18 protein-coding genes are annotated in these 19887 nt (G+C 53.8%); 3 read left to right on the top strand and 15 right to left on the bottom strand.

Features of this window, described 5'->3' with window-relative positions; translation table 11 throughout:
* Positions 1-21 precede the first annotated feature (21 nt).
* The 7 genes from argJ to gmhB all read right to left on the bottom strand — a co-directional run bounded on the left by argJ (position 22) and on the right by gmhB (position 9133).
* Entirely contained in the window at positions 22-1203 is a 1182-nt protein-coding gene (gene argJ / locus B5D39_RS07765; protein WP_078789896.1) for a bifunctional glutamate N-acetyltransferase/amino-acid acetyltransferase ArgJ, read from the bottom strand.
* A gap of 146 nt (positions 1204-1349) precedes the next feature.
* Positions 1350-4049 (bottom strand): preprotein translocase subunit SecA, encoded by a 2700-nt coding sequence (secA, locus tag B5D39_RS07760; protein ID WP_078789895.1) that lies wholly within the window; start codon positions 4047-4049, stop codon positions 1350-1352.
* A 63-nt stretch (positions 4050-4112) separates the two neighbouring features.
* Complete coding sequence (gene rodA, locus B5D39_RS07755) at positions 4113-5213, bottom strand: rod shape-determining protein RodA (RefSeq protein ID WP_078789894.1); 1101 nt, start codon at positions 5211-5213, stop codon at positions 4113-4115.
* Positions 5210-7126: a penicillin-binding protein 2 gene (gene mrdA, locus B5D39_RS07750; protein WP_139366715.1), complete on the bottom strand. Its 1917-nt coding sequence runs from the start codon at positions 7124-7126 to the stop codon at positions 5210-5212. Before mrdA ends, rodA begins: the two co-directional genes overlap by 4 nt.
* On the bottom strand, positions 7123-7611 hold the full coding sequence (mreD, locus tag B5D39_RS07745; protein ID WP_078789893.1) for a rod shape-determining protein MreD: 489 nt from the start codon (positions 7609-7611) through the stop codon (positions 7123-7125). Before mreD ends, mrdA begins: the two co-directional genes overlap by 4 nt.
* A gap of 12 nt (positions 7612-7623) precedes the next feature.
* Positions 7624-8448: a rod shape-determining protein MreC gene (gene mreC, locus B5D39_RS07740; RefSeq protein ID WP_078789892.1), complete on the bottom strand. Its 825-nt coding sequence runs from the start codon at positions 8446-8448 to the stop codon at positions 7624-7626.
* Positions 8449-8557: 109 nt separating this feature from the next.
* On the bottom strand, positions 8558-9133 hold the full coding sequence (gene gmhB / locus B5D39_RS07735) for a D-glycero-beta-D-manno-heptose 1,7-bisphosphate 7-phosphatase (RefSeq protein ID WP_078789891.1): 576 nt from the start codon (positions 9131-9133) through the stop codon (positions 8558-8560).
* Between the two features lie 63 nt (positions 9134-9196).
* On the opposite strand from gmhB, the gene B5D39_RS07730 reads away from it, so the two are divergent.
* Positions 9197-10249: a 3-deoxy-7-phosphoheptulonate synthase gene (locus B5D39_RS07730; RefSeq protein WP_078789890.1), complete on the top strand. Its 1053-nt coding sequence runs from the start codon at positions 9197-9199 to the stop codon at positions 10247-10249.
* Between the two features lie 143 nt (positions 10250-10392).
* Here the strand turns inward: B5D39_RS07730 and sppA are convergent, their stop codons facing one another.
* Positions 10393-11283: a signal peptide peptidase SppA gene (gene sppA, locus B5D39_RS07725; protein ID WP_078789889.1), complete on the bottom strand. Its 891-nt coding sequence runs from the start codon at positions 11281-11283 to the stop codon at positions 10393-10395.
* Between the two features lie 47 nt (positions 11284-11330).
* On the opposite strand from sppA, the gene B5D39_RS07720 reads away from it, so the two are divergent.
* Positions 11331-11804, top strand: coding sequence for a metallophosphoesterase family protein (locus B5D39_RS07720; protein ID WP_078789888.1), 474 nt, complete (start codon positions 11331-11333; stop codon positions 11802-11804).
* Here B5D39_RS07720 and pssA read toward each other — a convergent pair.
* The 7 genes from pssA to ilvD form a co-directional block, all read right to left on the bottom strand.
* Positions 11782-12609, bottom strand: a complete 828-nt coding sequence (gene pssA, locus B5D39_RS07715; RefSeq protein ID WP_078789887.1) for a CDP-diacylglycerol--serine O-phosphatidyltransferase — start codon at positions 12607-12609, stop codon at positions 11782-11784. The genes B5D39_RS07720 and pssA overlap by 23 nt on opposite strands.
* 22 nt (positions 12610-12631) lie before the next feature.
* Positions 12632-13291: a phosphatidylserine decarboxylase family protein gene (locus B5D39_RS07710; protein WP_078789886.1), complete on the bottom strand. Its 660-nt coding sequence runs from the start codon at positions 13289-13291 to the stop codon at positions 12632-12634.
* A 77-nt stretch (positions 13292-13368) separates the two neighbouring features.
* Positions 13369-14385, bottom strand: coding sequence for a ketol-acid reductoisomerase (ilvC, locus tag B5D39_RS07705; protein ID WP_078789885.1), 1017 nt, complete (start codon positions 14383-14385; stop codon positions 13369-13371).
* 111 nt (positions 14386-14496) lie between these two features.
* Positions 14497-14988 carry an acetolactate synthase small subunit gene (ilvN, locus tag B5D39_RS07700; protein ID WP_078789884.1) on the bottom strand — a complete coding sequence of 164 codons (492 nt, stop codon included), beginning with the start codon at positions 14986-14988 and terminating at the stop codon, positions 14497-14499.
* A gap of 21 nt (positions 14989-15009) precedes the next feature.
* Positions 15010-16710: a biosynthetic-type acetolactate synthase large subunit gene (gene ilvB, locus B5D39_RS07695; RefSeq protein WP_078789883.1), complete on the bottom strand. Its 1701-nt coding sequence runs from the start codon at positions 16708-16710 to the stop codon at positions 15010-15012.
* 17 nt (positions 16711-16727) lie between these two features.
* The gene (locus B5D39_RS07690) at positions 16728-17141 is read right to left on the bottom strand and encodes a DUF995 domain-containing protein (RefSeq protein ID WP_078789882.1); all 414 of its coding nucleotides are present in this window, start codon (positions 17139-17141) and stop codon (positions 16728-16730) included.
* 50 nt (positions 17142-17191) lie between these two features.
* Positions 17192-18853 carry a dihydroxy-acid dehydratase gene (gene ilvD / locus B5D39_RS07685; protein ID WP_078789881.1) on the bottom strand — a complete coding sequence of 554 codons (1662 nt, stop codon included), beginning with the start codon at positions 18851-18853 and terminating at the stop codon, positions 17192-17194.
* Between the two features lie 245 nt (positions 18854-19098).
* On the opposite strand from ilvD, the gene B5D39_RS07680 reads away from it, so the two are divergent.
* Positions 19099-19860: a substrate-binding domain-containing protein gene (locus tag B5D39_RS07680; protein WP_078789880.1), complete on the top strand. Its 762-nt coding sequence runs from the start codon at positions 19099-19101 to the stop codon at positions 19858-19860.
* Positions 19861-19887 lie beyond the last annotated feature (27 nt).

Below are 19887 nucleotides of genomic sequence, written 5' to 3'. Positions count from 1 at the left end.
CGTGCTACCTCCCGTAGGGAATCAGGTACGATAATCAGCGTTGATACTGACGTATTCGTGGGACAGGTCTGAGGTGTAAACCGTTGCACTCCCCTGCCCCAGTCCAAGATCAACCTGCACGCTAAACTCTTTTTTACGCAACACTTCAGTACCTCTGGCCTCGGCATCACCGCCGCTGAAGATACCGGATTTTGCCATACAGACATCATCAAACCAGAGTGCCAGCAGATCAGGGTTGACCTTGGCGCCAGAATAGCCCACGGCAGCAAAGATCCGGCCCCAGTTTGCATCCTGCCCAAAGAAGGCGGTCTTGACCAGCGATGAGTTGGCAACCGCCATGGCAGCCCGCTTGGCATCGGCATCAGACTCAGCACCGCTGATGCGGATCTCCACAAACTTGGTGGCACCTTCCCCATCCTTGACAATCAGCTTGGCCAGATCCAACAGCACTTCATCAAGCAATCCTGCAAACTGTTCAGCCTCAGGTGTCCCTGCAGCGATTACCGGCGTTCCGGCAGCGCCGTTGGCCATCAGCAGACAGGTATCATTGGTAGAGGTGTCACCATCAATGGTAATGGCGTTAAAGGAGCGATCAACACTGGAACGGAAGATACGGTCGATCAGGGCAGGATCAATCGCCGCATCAGTCAACACAAAGGAGAGCATGGTGGCCATGTTGGGCATAATCATACCAGCCCCCTTGGCAACCCCGGCCACGGTATAGCTGACACCGCCTGCACTGCCGCTCCGCTGGGCAACCTTGGGAAAGGTGTCAGTGGTCATGATGGCTGCAGCCAGGTCATCAATTCCCGCACTGCCGCAACCAGCCACCAGAGCGGGAATGGCAGCGGTCAGGCGATCCATCGGCAACGGCACACCGATCACGCCGGTGGAAGAGATCTGCACCAGTTCTTCTGCAATGCCTAACCCTGCTGCCAGTATCTGACTGGTCTTTTGGGCATCCAGCATCCCCTGGGCGCCAGTACAGGCATTGGCATTACCGCTGTTAACCACCAGTGCCTGGGCCTTACCACCGGCAATCCGTTCAGCAGAGAGCAGCACCGGGGCCGCCTTGACCGCGTTGGTGGTAAAGACCGCTGCAGCCGTTGCCGGAGCCTCGGAAAAGATCAGGGCCAGATCCTTACGACCCGGCTTTTTTATAGCCGCCTCAACAGCAGAAAACTGAAAACCTTTGAGCATCATCAACCCCTAAAAAATCAAGACCCAATTTTTAACGCAAAGAAAAAAGAGAGACGCAATGGCACAGAGAAAAACAACTCATTTTTATAGATTCTTTCAGTTTCAGGGTTCTCTGCATCTCTGCGTCTTTGCGTTAAATCACCTTTTTATTACTTGCCGCAGCATTTCTTGTACTTTTTGCCACTACCACAGGGACACGCCTCATTACGACCCGCATTTTTCTTGCTCTTGGCGGGCTCGGCAGGATGCTCATCGTCATTAACCGTAATGGCCTGGAACATCTTGCGGCTACGCTCCACCTGTTCTTCTTCCAGCTCATCAATATCTTCTTCTTTCTCAATCTGAACCCAGAAGACCTTCTCAACCGTTTCCTCTCGGATACGGATGATCATCTCCATAAAGAGGTGGAAGGCCTCTTTCTTGTACTCCTGCTTGGGATCCTTCTGGCCATAGCTGCGCAGGCCGATCCCTTCTTTAAGATGGTCAATATTCAGCAGGTGGTCTTTCCAGTGTACGTCAATCGCCTGCAGCATCACCACCCGGATCAGATGATCCATCAGCTCATCGCCAAGGTCTTCAGCCTTGCGGTTGACAATGGCGTGGACCTGCTCCTTCAGCATGGCCTGCAGGCCATCGGCATTCAGGCGGGCGATCATCTCACGAGTCAGCTCCAACTGCAGCGAGAAGCAGCGGAAGACGGTCTCGGACAGCGACTCCCAATCCCACTCAAGCGGTGCATCCTTTTCAAAGGCATAGGCCTTGACGATATCACCGATGGTGTCATCCAGCATCTCAAGGAAGCTCTCGCGGATATCCTCACCAGCCAGGATTTCGCGACGCTGGGTGTAGATCACCTCACGCTGCTTGTTCATGACGTCATCGTAATCGATCAGGTGCTTACGGATCTCAAAGTTGTGGGCTTCCACCTTTTTCTGGGCATTTTCAATCGACTTGTTGATCATGCTGTGGGTGATCGCCTCTCCCTCTTCAATCTTGAGGAAGTCCATGATCTTGGCAACCCGCTCGGAACCGAAGATCCGCAGCAGGTCATCCTGCAGTGAGAGGTAAAACCGTGATGAACCGGGGTCCCCCTGACGACCGGAACGGCCCCGCAACTGGTTGTCAATCCGGCGTGATTCATGGCGCTCGGTACCGATAATATGCAGACCGCCCAGGGCCACCACCTCATCATGCTCAGTGGCACACTGCTGCTTAAACTGCGCCAGCATGGCGGTTGTCTGCTCTTCAGTGACCTCTGGGTTGGTCAGTTTCCACTGTTTCAGCAGGCTGTCTGGGTTACCACCCAGCACGATATCGGTACCACGGCCCGCCATGTTGGTGGCAATGGTGATCGCCTGTTTGCGGCCGGCCTGGGAAACGATCTCTGCCTCTTTCTCATGCTGCTTGGCGTTCAGGACAAAGTGTGGCACCCCTTGCTTACGCAGCAGCTCGGACAGCACCTCTGATTTTTCAATGGAAATGGTACCCACCAGACAGGGCTGCCCTTTTTCGTAATGTTCCTTGATATCCTTGATAACCGCGTCAAACTTTTCACGTTCAGTCTTGTAGATCACATCAGGGTAGTCTGGGCGCAGCAGCGGACGGTTGGTGGGGATCACCGTCACATCCAGCTTGTAGATCTTGTGAAATTCTTCTGCTTCAGTATCAGCCGTACCGGTCATGCCGGACAGCTTGGCATACATCCGGAAATAGTTCTGGAAGGTAATGGTGGCCAGGGTCTGGTTTTCACTCTCGATCCGCACCCCTTCCTTGGCCTCAACCGCCTGGTGCAGACCATCTGACCAGCGACGGCCAGGCATCAGACGGCCGGTAAATTCATCAACGATCAGCACCTCGCCATCCTTGACCACATAATCCACATCCCGCTTATACATGGCGTGGGCACGCAGAGCCTGATTAACATGGTGCAAGGTCTCGATATTGCGCGGGTCGTACAGGTTTTCGATCTTGAGCAGTTTTTCAACATTGGAAACACCCTGTTCCGTCAGGGTGGCACTCTTGGCCTTTTCATCAATGGTGTAATCGCCGGTGTAGGTCTTTTTCTTACCGGAGATGGTATTGGCCTCAACCTCTTTGACCTCGCCCAGAACCAGGCGGGGAATAATCTGGTTGATGACGTAGTATTTGTCCGTGGATTCTTCCGTGGGGCCGGAGATAATCAGCGGGGTACGGGCTTCGTCGATCAGGATCGAGTCAACCTCGTCAACTACGGCAAAGTTAAAGCCACGCTGCACATAATCCTCCAGCGAGAACTTCATGTTATCACGCAGGTAATCGAACCCGAATTCGTTGTTGGTGCCGTAGGTGATATCCGCAGCGTAGTTTTCACGCCGCTCTTCATCGGTCAGGCCATGCAGGATCACACCGGTGGTCAGCCCCAGAAAACCATAGAGCCGCCCCATCCATTCCGAGTCACGCCGTGCCAGGTAGTCGTTGACCGTCACCACATGGACGCCTTTACCGGAAAGGGCATTCAGGTAGGCCGCCAGGGTTGCCACCAGGGTCTTACCTTCACCGGTCTTCATTTCAGCGATCTTGCCATTATGCAGGGTCATACCGCCGATCAGCTGCACATCGAAATGGCGCATCCCCAGTTCACGACGGCCACCTTCACGGCAGACCGCAAACGCCTCGGGCAACATGGAGTCCAGAGACTCGCCCTTGCTGTAACGCTCTTTAAACTCGGCGGTCTTACCCCGCAGAGCCTCATCGGACAGAGCCTGCATCTGTGGTTCAAGGCTGTTTATCTTGGCAACAATCGGCCAAAGCCGTTTCAGTTCACGTTCGTTTTTACTGCCGATAACCTTGCGAATCAGACTGCTGATCATTGTGTATCTCCAGGTTTTTATGACGTGTGGATGGTGAAACCGATGAACTTTACCACAAAAATATTAAAACATAAACCGTCGCATGCTGATACTTTGTAAAATTCCGACACCGACCATGGAAGTAATCATGGAGGTGCCACCATAGGAAAAGAACGGCAGCGGCACCCCCACCACCGGAAAGAGACCGATCACCATGCCGATGTTGATTACCGCATGCCAGAACAGCATTGCCGTGACCCCCACGGCAAGCAGGCCGCCAAGTCGATCATTGCAGCGCCGGGCGATATTCAGCCCCCAAAGGATCAGACAGAGGTAGAGCAAGATCAGGATCAAGGTGCCGAAAAAGCCCCATTCTTCTGCAAAGACAGAAAAGGCAAAATCAGTATGCTGCTCTGGCAGAAAACGCAGCTGGGCCTGGGTGCCTTTGACATAGCCCTTGCCCCAGAAACCGCCGGAACCAACCGCAATCTTGCTTTGAATAATATGATACCCGCTGCCCAACCGGGAACGCTCGGGATTGATAAAATCAAGCACCCGGTTTTTCTGATACGGCTTCATGTAGACAGCCCAGGTAAACCAGAAAAGCGGCACCGTAACCAAGGCAAAAGTGACGATGGTGGCCCAGCGGAACCCGATGAAGAAAGCCATGGAAACAGCAATCATCACCACCAGAGTGGCAGTGCCAAGATCAGGTTGTTTCATGATCAACAGGGTAGGCAGAGCCAGCAACCCCAGCGGGATCAGCATCTCTTTGACCGTCAGCCCCCCTACCGAATGAAAATTGTTAAAGAAGCGCGCAAAGGTGATCACAATGACAATCTTCATCAATTCTGAGGGCTGAATGGTAAAAAAACCGAGGTTAAGCCAGCGGGTTGCCCCCAATGAGCGTTTGCCCACCAAAAGCACCGCAATCAGGAGCAGCACCAGAAAACCGTAGAACCAGTAGGAGAAGTCTTCAAGGATATGATAATCAAGACTTGCCACCACCAGTGACAGCAGCAGTCCAAAGGCCATCCAGTTCAGCTGTTTGATGTAGTAGGGCGCGCCGCCCAGTTTATAGGCTGCCGAGGCACTGTAGATATTCAGCACCCCCATCAGGCAGATGGCGCTGACCAGACCGATCAGGGTCCAGTCAAAGTTGGTTACAAGACGACGGTCAATCACTCTTCAGTCTCTCTCTCAGCCGGCATTTCCTGCCGTTTGACAGGCGTTTCTGCCGGTTCTTGCTCTTCCTTCTCGGCGGGTTTCTGTTTTGGAGGCGGTTTCTGTAGATCAAAGTAGCTACGCAGGATCTTGCCGGCAATCGGAGCTGCTACCGCACCGCCACCACCGCCATGTTCCACCACCACGGCCACGGCAACCTCCGGCTTGTCGTAGGGGGCAAAGGCCACAAACAAACCATGATCCATATGTTCATACTTGCGGGCTTTTTTACGGTCTTCCCCCAGTTTTACGACCTGGGATGTACCGGTCTTGCCAGCCACCTTCTGATCCCATAAACGGGCATTGGCACCGGTTCCACCAGGATCATTGACAACAGCGTAGAGGCCCTGCTTCACTTTTTTGAACGAGGCCGGAGCTATACCGGTGGTACCAATGGTTTCAGGAGTAAATTCCTTAATGGTTTTGCCATCAGGATCAACCACCTTCTTGACCAGATGTGGCCGGTAAATGGTCCCTTCATTGGCAACCGTCGCCACCATGGAGGCCAGCTGAATCGGTGTCATCAGGACATAGCCCTGCCCAATGGCCACCGGCAGGGTCTCACCGGGAAACCATTTTTTACCAAAGCGCTTCAACTTCCAGGCAGTACTGGGAACCAACCCTTTCTTTTCATTTTGCAGCCCTATACCCAGCTCTTTTCCCAACATAAAACGCTCGGCCATCGCCGCAATACGGTCAACCCCCAGCTTTTCGCCCAGATGGTAATAGTAGACGTCACAGGACTCCTTCAACGATTTTCGCAGGTTAACACTACCATGACCGGACTTGCTCCAGCAGCGGAATTTACTGCCTCCCATTTCATAGGCGCCATCGCAATGTACCGTTGTATTTTCATTGATGACTCCTGCTTCAAGGCCTGCCAGAGCAGTCAACATCTTAAAGGTTGAGCCGGGTGGATACTGGCCGGCTAAGGCCTTGTTCTCAAGGGGATGACGTTTATCTTCAAGATATTTCTTCCAGATATCTGCCGGAATACGCCCGGCAAAGAGCGAGGGGTCAAAGGTAGGGCTGCTGACAAAGGCCAGCACTTCCCCATTGTTCACATTCATCACCACCGCAGCACCAGCCTGCCCCCCAAACGCCTGCTCTGCTGTCCGCTGTAACCGGCTGTCCACTGTCAGGACCAGACTGTTGCCAACGGTCGGACTGCTCTCGCTCAGCACCCGCAATACGCGGCCTCTGGAATCAACCTCAAGCTGCCGACCGCCATCACTGCCATGCAACTCTTTTTCCCAGGCTTTTTCAATGCCGTTTTTGCCAACATAGTCACCTGGGTTATAGTCACTGTAGGCAGGAGCATCCAACTCTTTATCAGAGACCTCACCAATATACCCCAGCAGGTGAGCAGCTGAATTCTGAAAGGCATATTCCCGGATCGGCTTGACACTGACCTCTACCCCAGGCAAGCGCAACCGGTTTTCTTCCACTATCTCAACCTGGTCCTGGGTGATATTCACCGCAATCACCACCGGATAGTAACGGGCGCGCCCCTTGGTTTTCTCCCAGCGTTCCTGCAGCTCAGCCCGGTCAAGCTTCAGAAGCGCGGCCAGCCGGTCAAGCATTCCTTCGACATCCTTAACCTCTTGCGGAATGATCGACAGACTGAAGGAGGGACGGTTATTAACCATTACCGTTCCGTTGCGATCCATCAAGGCACCGCGGGAGGCGGCTACCGGCAGAAAACGCAGCCGGTTATTCTCTGACATGGTCCGATAGTCATCAACCTTGATAATCTGCAGGTACCAGAGGCGCAACAACAGCAGAAAGAACAGCACCGTCACCACGATAGCCAATGGAATAGTGCGCTGCCGTGGCTGGGCAAGCTCCCTGACGTAGCGCTGTCCTTTGATCATTTGGCTATCCTGACTCGACCAAATTCAGGAAATACCGCCACCAGAGATGCGATAAAGGCATTCATCAACAGGTGCGGTAACATGGCGGTCAACATTGATGAAAATATGCCGCTGGCCTCTGAGAAAATTGTCAGCAGGACGGTATTGATCAGCATGGTGGCAAGGGTGGAGAGAGAAACCGTCAAGACCAGTAACAGTGCATTCTGAACATAAAGGCGGTCAGAAAGGGCTTTTAACACCAGATACACAATTAAAAACGAAAAGGCATTTAAACCAAGGTAGAGACCGCTTAAGCAATCTTTTAACAGGCCGAGACCGTACGCAGCCGGGAGGCTGGTGCTGACAGGCGCCCGCAGGGCAAGAAAGACCATTAGAATCAGCAGCAGGTCAGGCTTATAGAGTGTGGTCAGATACTGGGGCAACACTGATGTCTGCAGCACCACCAGCGCCAACACCACCAGTGCCCCCTTCAAAAAACCGGTCATGACTGCGTACCCTTAATCACGTGGTACTCGCAGAACCACCAGCACCTCTTCAAGATGGGCTGTACTGACCGTGGGACGGATGGTTACCGTCTGGAAGATGCCATACTCGCCCTTCTTCACCATGGCCACCTCACCAATCGGCAGGCCCTTGGCAAAGATACCGCCTATGCCAGAGCTGACCACCTGATCACCCACCTGCACATCTTCGCCACGCATGGTAAATTCCAGTGAGCAGAGGTTGTCGCCGCGTCCCTTGACCACCCCGCGGGCACGGGAACGCTGTATCATGGCGGCAATGCCGCTGGCATGGTCGGTTAACAACAGTACCCGACTGGAGTTGGCCGTTACCTTGACGGTCTGCCCCACCACCCCGTTGGCTGCAAGGACCGGCATTCCCTCTCTGATCCCGTTCTCGGAACCACGATCAATCGTCAGCGAGCGAAACCAGGGGGTGACATCCTCACCAATTACCATCGCAGCAACGGTCGGTTCCTTAACCGTCTTGCGCAGGTCAAGCAGATGAGTCAGACGCTCATTTTCACGCAGCGCCTCGCCAGCAGCGGCCAAAGCGCTGTTCAGCTGTTTTATATCGCCCTTGAGACGGCTGTTTTCCTGCTTCAGGTCCACCAGATCAATATAATCATGCCAGATTCGACCCAACAGGCCGCCGCTGCGGGTTGCCTGTTTCTGGGCCGGAGCGAGCGCACCATTAACACCCCGTTCAAGCAGGTTTGCCTGACGTGTCCGGGACAGATTCAGTGAATAGGTGATCAGTGCGACGAGTAGCCCCACAACAACCAGAATAGGCAATGAATATTTACGAAAAAAATCAAACATAGGTAAAGGAGCACCCTTCTGCCACTTCCTCTTCCAGGAAGTCAGGAGCATACAAGGTTTCATTTCATAAATTTAAAAAAATAGCATTAGCACAGGGTCTTACCCCCTGTCAAACAGCCACAATCAGGTGGGCTGCAGCCAGTAGGTCTGCACAGCACGTTACCTGAGAAGACACCTCATCGGCCACTTCAGCCCCATAGCCGGTCATTACCAACACCGGTTTGCATCCGGCAGCCTGCCCGGCCTCAATGTCAGCCGTTTTATCCCCCACCATCCAGGAACGGGTAAGATCAATTGCATGGTCAGCTGCAGCCTGCAGTAACATGCCGGGCATTGGCTTGCGGCAGTCGCACTCCTGATTATAGGGGGGCTGGCCCTGCTCATGATGGGGGCAGTAATACCAGGCATCCACCCGGGCCCCGTGAGATGCAAGTACTGCATCAATATGAAGATGCAGCTGCTTCACATCCTCTTCAGCATAGTAGCCCCGCGCCACACCGGACTGGTTGGTGACCACCACCACCAGATAGCCTGCCTGATTCAGCAGCTTGATCGCCTCCACCGCACCGGGGGTAAACTCAAACTCCTCCACCCGGTAGAGGTACTCTTTTTCAACATTGATCGTGCCATCACGATCAAGAAACACCGCCTGTTTAGTACCATGAAACCTGTTTGAATTTGACAAGCTTTACTCCAATCCAGTAGAAAGAGTACTTGTTTATCATTTTCCTTGCTGCGAGGCGTTGCCATGATCAAGACCAACAACCTGAAAGTTTCAGGCATTACCCCTATTATTGCCCCGGCTGATCTGCGCCAGGTCTTCCCCATGTCAGACACCGGTCGGGAGTTTGTCTCCCGTAGCCGTGAAAGAATCAAAGAAATCCTGCAACGCCGTGATCGTCGTCTAATGGTGGTGGTTGGGCCCTGCTCAATCCATGACACCGAAGCAGCGGTTGAGTATGCCAAGCGGCTTTCCGCTCTTTCCCGCAAGGTTGATGACCAGTTACTGCTGGTTATGCGGGTCTATTTTGAAAAACCCCGCACCACGGTAGGCTGGAAAGGGTTGATCAATGACCCTGGCATGGATGGTTCACACAACATTTCAAAGGGATTGGGCATTGCCCGCGGCCTGCTCTGCCGCCTGACCGATCTTGAAGTACCGGTGGCCAACGAGATGCTTGACCCGATTACCCCGGAATATGTGGCAGACCTGATCTCCTGGGGTGCCATCGGTGCCCGCACCACCGAATCCCAGACCCACCGGGAACTTGCCAGCGGCCTCTCCTTCCCGATCGGTTTCAAAAACGGCACCGACGGCAATCTGCAGATCGCCATTGATGCCATGATCTCTTCCCGTGCTCCCCACAGCTTCCTCGGCATCAACCGTGAAGGCCGCGCCTCCATTGTACAGACCACCGGCAACCCTGATGTACATATTGTCCTGCGGGGTGGCTCACGCAAGCCCAACTATCTGCCTGAAGATATCATCCACACTGAAGAAAGCCTGAAAAAGAATAACCTCACCCCCACCATCATGGTTGACTGCAGCCACGGTAACTCAAACAAGGATTTCCGTAAGCAACCAGAGGTGCTGGAGCAGATCATTGATCAGGTGGTGGCCGGCAACCAGTCAATCTCCGGCCTGATGATCGAAAGCAACCTTGAGGAAGGCAACCAGAAGGTACCGGCTGACCATTCACAGCTTAAATATGGTGTATCCATCACTGATGCCTGTATCAATTGGGAAACCACGGAGACTATCTTGCTTGAGGCCCACAAACGGCTGCAGAAACGGAAGTAGGCAAAACAAGAACCATAGCTGAAGGAGCGCGGAATTTTTCGTTCTTGGTGCGGCAAACAAGGGATACTGCGGAGGCGTACGGGGTAGTACGCCGCACAAAGTATCCCGCAGGTTGACACAGCCAGAACGGAAAAGAACCGCTCCTATTCGTAGGTGACTTGGAGGCCTCGTCCGACCGCCGCCTTACTCAGCACACCGTTAAATTTCTCCTCTGCCCCTTCAGCCAGCATCTCAAGGAAATTAACCTTTTTCTTTGGGGGCAGGATAAGTGATGGTTCACCGGAGATACCGGCCAGTCGGCCAGCCTCTTCAACGGCATCGGGTAGATTACCCAGTTTATCCACCAGTTTGAGTGCCTTGGCCTGTTCACCTGAAAGGACCCGGCCATCGGCAATCTTGCGTACTTCGTCAACCGGCAGTTTACGCCCTTCAGCCACTGCCTTGATAAACTGCTCATGGGTACTGTCAATCAAGGCCTGGAACATGGCCCGATCTTCAGGAGAAAGCGGTCGATCCGGCGCACCGGCATCCTTAAAAGCACCTGTTTTAATGGTGGTGGAGCTGACCCCCAGCTTGCCAAACAGTCCTTCCAGATTGGAGAATTTGATCAACACCCCGATGCTGGCGGTAATGGTACCGGGATTGGCATAGATAACCGAGGCAGGCGCTGCAATGTAGTAGCCGCCTGAGGCAGCCAGACTACCCATGGAAACGACAACCTTCTTCTTGGCAGCCAGCTTGCGGACCTCTTCATAAATTTCCTGTGAAGGGCCAACCACCCCGCCAGGGGAGTCAATCCGCAGCACAACTGCCTTGACCGAATCTTTTTTAGCAAAATGGCGGAGCTGCCTGATCGGTTCAGTTGAGTCAACAATCATCCCTTTGACCTCAACCAGTCCGATCCCAGGTCCTGTGACAAAACCCTTGTCCTTGTCACTAAAGAGCAGTTTGGCAAAAAGCATACTGCCTGCAAAAAGCAGTACCAGACCAAGGAAACAACCGCCTACAATCAACAGAACCTTTTTCGTAGACATACAAAAACTCCTGCGGCAGCCGCCGCCTTCCGAGGCAGATTAACACAATGCGAATACTACTTGTTTCAGATACCCATGGCAATCAGACCGCCCTGTTACAGGCCCACGAAGCAGCTGGCCGTTGTGACGCGGTCATCCACCTTGGTGATGGTGAGCAGGATACTCAGGTGCTGGAGGCGGTTGACGATCAGATCCAGCTGTTTCAGGTTGCTGGCAACTGCGACCTTGGCTCAACCACGCCACGTGAGCTGCTCTGTGAATTTGGTACGGCACGCCTGCTGCTCTGCCATGGTGACCGTTATGGTGTTAAATCAGGGCTGTCACGGCTGATTGAGCGGGGACACGCCGCAGCGGTCGATGTGGTCCTGTACGGCCATACCCATCTTGCCCAATCAGTGGAACAGGAAGGTCTGCTGCTGGTTAACCCCGGCACCCTGGCTGCTCCGGTACCTTTCAAGTCCTATGCTATCCTGGAAATAACCGAAACCGGCAGTACCGCTACGATTCATCCCCTGCTTTAACCACCGGATCATGCAATAACTCTTCATGCCCCTTGTGAATCGCCTTTTCAAGCCTCCTGCGCCTGGGCAGGGAAAGCAACAGCCCTATTGGCCCGGAAAGCACATAGCTGAGCATGATCACAAACATCATCACGGCTGGTTCTGCGACGATGATGATCAGCAACACCACGGCCAGCACCAAAAAGCCAAACGGCTGCCTTTTAATCAGTTCGGGATCTTTAAAGGAGTAATACTTGACGCTGGAGACCATCAGGAAGGCCAACAGATAGATCAGGGCCAGAATAGCCAGTTTCTTGTAAGAACTTGGCCAGCCGAAATGGTTAAACAGAAGTACGGTGGAGGCAACCATACTGGCTGCAGCCGGTATCGGCAGGCCGACAAAACGCTTACTCTCAACCGTATTGACCTGCACGTTGAAGCGGGCCAGCCGCAGTGCACCGCAGACCACAAACAGGAATGCCGCCAACCAGCCCAAACGACCGAATGGCTTCAAGGCCCAGGCATACATCATCAGGCCCGGTGTCACACCAAAGGCCACCAGGTCAGCCAGAGAATCAAACTCAACCCCGAACTGGCTGGTACTATTGGTCATCCGGGCAACCTTGCCATCCAGACCATCACAGATGGCCGAGATAAAGATCCAGATCGCAGCTGAACTGTAGTTGCCGTTCAGGGTCGCTACCATGCTGTAAAATCCGGCAAACAGACTACCGGCAGTGATCAGGTTCGGCAGGATATAGATACCCCGCCTGATATTTTCAGACTTTTCCGCAGGCTGCGCCTCTATCTGCTCAGGTGTCTCCATAGCTGTCGGCTCCTTATTGATACTATCCCAACCTGACCAAGGCGGTTTCACCTGCAACCGTTGTCTGCCCCACTGCAACCAGAGGTTCCAGACCTTCCGGCAGATAGACATCAACCCGTGATCCAAAACGGATCATACCGTAGCGTTGCCCCCGCTCAAGCTGTTCGCCTACCTCTGCATAACAGAGAATCCGGCGGGCGATCAATCCGGCAATCTGCACAAACGCCACCCGCACGCCGTTTTCCTGCTCCATTACCAGACCGCACTGCTCATTTTCGCAGGAGGCATCGGCATGGCGGGCATCATAGAACTTACCCTGCTTGTAAAAACGTTCCACCACCTTGCCGGTGATGGGGGCGCGATTGACATGGACGTTAAAGACCGACATGAAGATGCTGATCTTCTGACAGGCCCCCAGATGTTCCTGGGTTGCCGGCCCAACATAGACAATCGTGCCATCAGCAGGGGCCACCAGCAGCGTTGTATCAACCGGCGGCGTCCGCTCGGGATTACGAAAAAAGGAAATAACAAACAAGACCAACAGGAACGCAATTCCAGCAGGAAACGCTAAAACAGCTGAATTTAGCAGTAGCGTGCCTGCAGCAAGAAGCAGAAACAGGCCGACGCTATAGGCGATAAACGGGTATCCTTCAGGGGTTATCAGGGCATTGGATGGGCGCATGAATAGTCCATTATACATAACGTAGAAAACCCCGCTCCCAGTAAGAGCGGGGTCTAAAGTACAATCACAACAGCAGGTTAGTTCTTGGCCTTGTCAACAATCTTGTTCTTGCCGATCCAGGGCATCATGGCGCGCAGATTGCCACCAACCACCTCAATCGGGTGGGCAGCATTCAGGCGACGACGTGCGGTCATCTCAGGATAGTTGGACATCCCTTCCAGAATGAAGCGCTTGGCATACTCGCCGTTCTGGATGTTGTTCAGACACTCCTTCATGGCTGCACGGCTCTCATCGTTAATCACCTTGGGACCGGTGACATACTCACCGTACTCGGCGTTGTTTGAGATGGAGTAGTTCATGTTGGCAATACCGCCCTCAAACATCAGGTCAACGATCAGCTTCAGTTCGTGCAGACACTCGAAGTAGGCCATCTCAGGGGCATAACCAGCCTCAACCAGGGTCTCAAAACCGGCCTTGACCAGCTCAACAGCACCGCCGCACAGCACAGCCTGCTCACCGAACAGGTCGGTCTCGGTCTCATCCTTGAAGGTGGTCTCGATGATACCGGTACGACCGCCACCAATGGCACTGGCGTAAGACAGGGCTACTTCACGGGCCTTGCCTGAGGCATCCTGAAACACGGCGATCAGGTCAGGGATACCGCCACCCTTGACGAATTCAGAACGAACCGTATGACCAGGAGCCTTGGGGGCGATCATGATCACGTCCAGGTCAGCACGAGGCACAACCTGGTTATAGTGAATGGCAAAGCCGTGGGCAAAAGCCAGGGTTGCGCCCTGCTTCAGCTTAGGCTCAATTTCATCACGGTACAGTTGTGATTGAAACTCATCGGGGGTCAGGATCATGATCACGTCAGCGCTGGCCACTGCCTCGGCAACGGTTGCCACCTTAAGACCGGCATTTTGAGCCTTAATGGCAGATGTAGAGCCTGCACGCAGAGCGACGGTCACATCAACGCCGGAATCCTTGAGATTGCAGGCATGGGCATGGCCCTGTGAACCGTAACCAACTATGGTAACCTTCTTCGACTTGATCAATGCGAGATCGCAATCCCGATCGTAATACACGTTCATTACTTCCTCCTCGTTATGTATAAAAATCTAATTTAACAGGTATTCTTGTTAAAGAAATACGGCGTACAATACTACAGCTACCTGCTGCTGTCAATCGACGCCTGCCCACTGCTACCCTTTCCAGCCCTTGGCACCACGACCAATGGCAACCGAACCGGTGCGTACCAACTCCTTCAGCCCCAACGGGCGCAACAGATCAAGGATGGCATTGATCTTGGCCGGGGCGCCGGTAGCCTCAATGGTGTAGGATTTAGGGGTAACATCAATGATTTTTGCCCTAAAGATATCAACAATCCTTAGGACTTCAGCCCGGCTTTCGTCCTCAGCCGCCACCTTGATCAGTGCCAGCTCACGCTCAATGGCGTTATCCTCGCTGAAATCAAGCACCTTGATTACATCCACCAGCTTGTTCAGCTGCTTGGTAATCTGCTCAAGGACCGCATCGTCTCCTCTAGTGACAATCGTTATACGGGAAAGGGATTCATCGCTGGTTGGCGCAACCGAAAGCGAGTCAATATTAAATCCCCTGCCGGAAAACAGGCCCGCAACCCGGGCCAGAACGCCGAATTCATTTTCAACCACAACCGATATGGTATGTTGCATTAGCTCGTTTCCTCCAAGTCCCTAGGCGTTTAACACCATTTCATTCAGCGACGCCCCTGCAGGGACCATCGGCAACACCTTTTCTTCCCGGGCGATCTTGAACTCCATGATCACCGGACCGTCATGGGCAAAGCCATCTTTAATGACCTGCTCAACCTCGGACGGCTTATCTGCCTTCAGTCCTTTGGCGCCATAGGCCTCGGCAATCTTGGCAAAGTCCATCGGCAGTTCAAGGCAGGTCTGGGAGTAGCGCTTATCAAAGAACAGCTCCTGCCATTGACGCACCATCCCCAGGAAATTGTTGTTCAACACAACAATCTTGACCGGCAGACGATGCTGCACCAGGGTGGCCAGCTCCTGCATGTTCATCTGCACGCCACCATCACCGCAGACACAGATCACCTGGCGCTTGGGATAGGCAGCTTGTGCCCCCATGGCAGCCGGCAGACCAAAACCCATGGTACCCAGACCGCCGGAGGTCAACAGGGTGCGGGGCTGGTTAAACTCAAAGAACTGGGCGGTCCACATCTGATGCTGCCCCACGTCAGTAGCCATGATGGCATCATCCTCAGACAGTTCGCGCAGCTTCTGAATCACATACTGGGGCTTGATCACGCTGGTGCTCTGCTTGTAGGAAATCGGATGCTTTGCCTTCCAGCCACTGATATCCTCATGCCAGGCTTCCATGGCGCTGTGCTGGGCAGTTACCTTCTCGGTCTGCCCTTTCAGGCAATCAATCATCTTGACCAGAACGTCCCTGGTATCACCTACGATCGGCAGATCAACCCGCACGTTCTTGCGGATTGAGGTAGGATCTACGTCGATATGGATAATCTTGGCGTGGGGCGCAAAGGTGGCGATTTTGCCGGTTACCCGGTCATCAAAACGGGCACCGACCGCCAGGATCAGATCTGAGTGGGTCATGGCCATGTTGGCGGCATAGGCGCCATGCATTCCCAGCATCTTCAGCGCCAACGGATCGTTCTCAGGAAAAGCTCCCAACCCCATCAGGGTGGTGGTAACCGGGAACTGCAGGGTGCGAGCCAGCTCGGTCAACTCCGCTGCCGCATTGGCAAGAATGACCCCGCCCCCCACATACATAACCGGACGACGGGCAACAAACAGCATATCAACCGCTTTTTCAACCTGCTTCTGGTGACCTTCCAGGTTCGGCTTGTAGCCACGGATCTCGACTGACTCGGGCCATTTAAATTCAGCCTGGCTGATCTGAACATCCTTGGGAAAGTCGATCAGCACCGGACCGGGACGACCGGAACGGGCAATATAGAACGCCTTGCGCACAATGGTCGGGATATCCTTGGCATGCCGGATCAGAAAGCTGTGCTTGGTGATCGGGCGGGTAATACCGATGATATCCACTTCTTGAAAGGCATCATTGCCGATCAGCGGCGTGGGGACCTGGCCGGTGATAATCACCATCGGGATTGAATCCATGTAGGCATTGGCAATACCGGTAATGGTATTGGTGGCGCCGGGACCGGAGGTGGCAATCGCCACACCGACCTTGCCGGTGGCACGGGCATAGCCGTCAGCCGCATGGGTTCCGCCCTGCTCATGGCGAGGCAGGATATGGCGGATCTCCCGCACATTCATCAGTTCATCATACAGATTGATCACCGTGCCGCCGGGGTAGCCGAATACCAGATCCACCCCTTCACGCTTCAGGCTTTCAAGCAGGATACGTGCTCCATTCATTTTCATGCAAAACCTCGTAAAGTCTAAAAATTATTTGGATTTCCGGTTATAATATTAATAACCGTATATTTCACATCACCGTTACCATCAACCAGCTTGCGTTGCTGGCTGACATTGTCAAAAAACACCTTGTAGCAGGCACTGGGGGCAAAATTTGCATTCCAGTTGCTAAAGCAAAGCTGCCCTTCCTGGGTGATGTTCCAGTTGCCTTTATTCTTCTCACCATAGGAACCTTTGCCGATCACGACACCGCCACGGTCAAAATAATAGGTATCACCGTTTGCTGCAGTAACCGTATTACCGACCAGAAGCTCTTTGACCTCTCTGGCACCCAGCAGGGTTGAGCTGGAATCACGCAGGGCCGATTCATCGGTCTTGCAAGCGGTGACAGTTAAAGCCAGAACAGCGGCAGCAGCGAGAGAGAGCAGACGTTTCATGGCAGGTTCCTCCTTCAATCAATGGTTAGTAGGGAAACGGATAACGTTTCCTAGTCAGCAGTGGTCACTGCGCCGGTATAGGCAGAGGTAACCACTTTGGCGTAACGGGCCAGCCAGCCGGTCTTGATCTTTGGCTCCGGCGCTGTCCACTGGACGCGACGGGCCTCAATGGTTGCCCCATCAACCAGCAGATCCAGCTTGCGATTCGGGATATCCAGCAGAATCCGGTCACCATCCTGAATCAGGGCGATCGGACCGCCTTCAGCAGCTTCAGGTGAGACATGGCCGATACAGGGGCCGCGGGTACCACCGGAGAAACGGCCATCAGTGATCAGGGCAACCGAATCACCCAGGCCAAGTCCCATCAGGGCAGCAGTGGGGGCCAGCATTTCCCGCATACCAGGCCCGCCTTTGGGGCCTTCATAGCGGATAACCACCACATCACCGGCCTTAATGGTTCCATCCATCAGGGCTGCCATGGCCAGTTCCTCAGAATCAAAGCAGCGGGCCGTGCCTTCAAACAGCATCATCTTGTCCGACACACCTGACTGCTTGACTACCGCCCCCTTCGGCGCGATGGAACCGAACAGCACCGCAATGCCGCCCTCCTTCTTAACCGGCGCCGATAGGGGACGAATCACCTCTTCATCAACATTTTCAATACTTGCCGCTAGTTGGCGGGTGGTCAGGCCGAACAGGGTCTGGGTATCAATGATCTTGTCACCCAGCTGCTTCAGTACACCACAGACACCACCGGCAATATCCAGATCTTCCATAAAGTGCTTACCTGCCGGGTTCATGGAGGCCAGCTGCGGGGTCTCTTTAGCCAGGACATCAAAGGTCTCCAGCGGCAGCTCCACACCGGCCTCGCGGGCAATGGCCAGCAGATGCAGGACGGTGTTGGAAGAACCGCCCAGGGCCAGATCAACCCGGATGGCGTTTTCAAAGGCAGCCCGGGTCATGATGTCCCGTGGCTTGACATCATTGTGTACCAGCTCAACAATCTTCTCACCTGAGGCAAAGGCGATCCTCCGCTTCATGGCAGAAACCGCCAGGGCTGTACCGCAACGGGGCAGCGACATCCCCAGGGTCTCGGTCAGGATCGCCATGGTGTTGGCAGTAAACAGCCCCTGGCAGGAACCCATGCCGGGACAGGCATTATCCTCACAAACCTGCAGTTCCTTGGCGTCAATCACACCGGCCTTGTAACGGGCCATCGCCTCAAAGGTATCGGTCACAAAGGAATAGGCACGTCCTTCTACCCCCCTGCCGCTCATCATCGGACCGGCAGTCACAATGATACAGGGGATGTTCAGACGGGCAGCTGCCATTAGCATGCCGGGGGTGATCTTGTCGCAGTTGGTCAGCAGCACCAGACCATCCAGACGATGGGCCTCTGCCACTGATTCAACCATATCGGCAATCAGCTCGCGGGTCGGCAGGGAGTAGTGCATCCCCTTGTGGCCCATGGCGATACCGTCACAAACACCGGGGATCCCGAAAAACTGAGCATAACCGCCTCCACTGTGGATACCCTTCTCTATGAAACGCTCCAGATCACGCATCCCCACATGGCCGGGGATCAGGTCGGTAAAGCTGGTGGCAACCCCGATAAAAGGGCGGTCCATCTGGCTCTGGGGAATTCCTGTTGCCTTCAGCAATGCCCGGTGCGGTGTACGCTCCAGACCCTTCTTAATCATATCACTACGCATGCACAGCCTCCTGCAAAAACTTTGTTTGTTATCGTCAAATCAAGCGGTTGGAAGAAGCATGAACACTAATATATTCATGCTTGCGGTGTCAACCGATGATTCACAACCATGTTCATCAGCAATTTGCTATTCAAATGCAGCGCAGATATGGTAATCTCAAATACAACATGCTGTTTTATTTAAGATTTATTAAACAATTCAAACAATCAACAATCTCACACCAACCACGAAAGGAGACGTACACCATGCATTTTTCTCTTGTGAAACGAATTGTTACCGCCATGGCACTCACCCTTGTTGCTGGCACCGCCTTTGCCGAAGATATCCGCATCGGAGCTGGAGCTGCCCCGACAGAAAACATTCTGAAGCCGATCCGGGCCGCCTTTGAAAAGGCCAGTGGCATTACCCTTAACACCATCTCCAACGGCCCCAAGCAGGCCTTTATTGAACTGGACAAAGGGACCGTTGATGCAGCAGCTGCAGGGCTTGCCCTGGATGACTGGTGGACACTGCTTAAAAAAGAGGGCGTAGCAGTGGCAAACCCCGGCGCCTATCAGGGACTGGTAATCGGCAAGGACCGCGTAGTCGTCATTACCCACAAAGACAACAAGATCCCTGCCCTTTCCAAAGAGCAGTTGCAGGGGATCTTCAGCGGCAAGACCCAAAACTGGAAGGATGTGGGCGGCAAGGATATGCCGATTCTGCTGGTCTGGGGCAGCCTGATCCCCGGCACCAACAGCATGTTCAGCAAGGTTGCCCTGGGTGGCACTGCGGTCACCAAAGAAGTGCTTGATGCAACCACTGCTGAAGATGTGAAAGACAAGGTCAAGAGCAACCCTGAAGCGATCGGCATCGGCCCGGCAGCCATTGTTGACGACAGCATCTGGTCGCCTAAATCACCGGAAGTTGCCCGTGACATCACCCTGCTGACCAAAGGGGCTCCCTCAGCCAAGATCCAGAAACTGATAGGATTCATCAAGGGTGACGGCGCTAAACTGATCAAGTAACTGTATTCTATGGCTTTTATGCTAAAA

It is taken from the genome of Trichlorobacter thiogenes (genome assembly GCF_900167465.1).
Taxonomy (GTDB): domain Bacteria; phylum Desulfobacterota; class Desulfuromonadia; order Geobacterales; family Pseudopelobacteraceae; genus Trichlorobacter; species Trichlorobacter thiogenes.
Note: the sequence above shows the minus strand (reverse complement) of the source record. Positions and strands in the feature narration are given on the sequence as shown.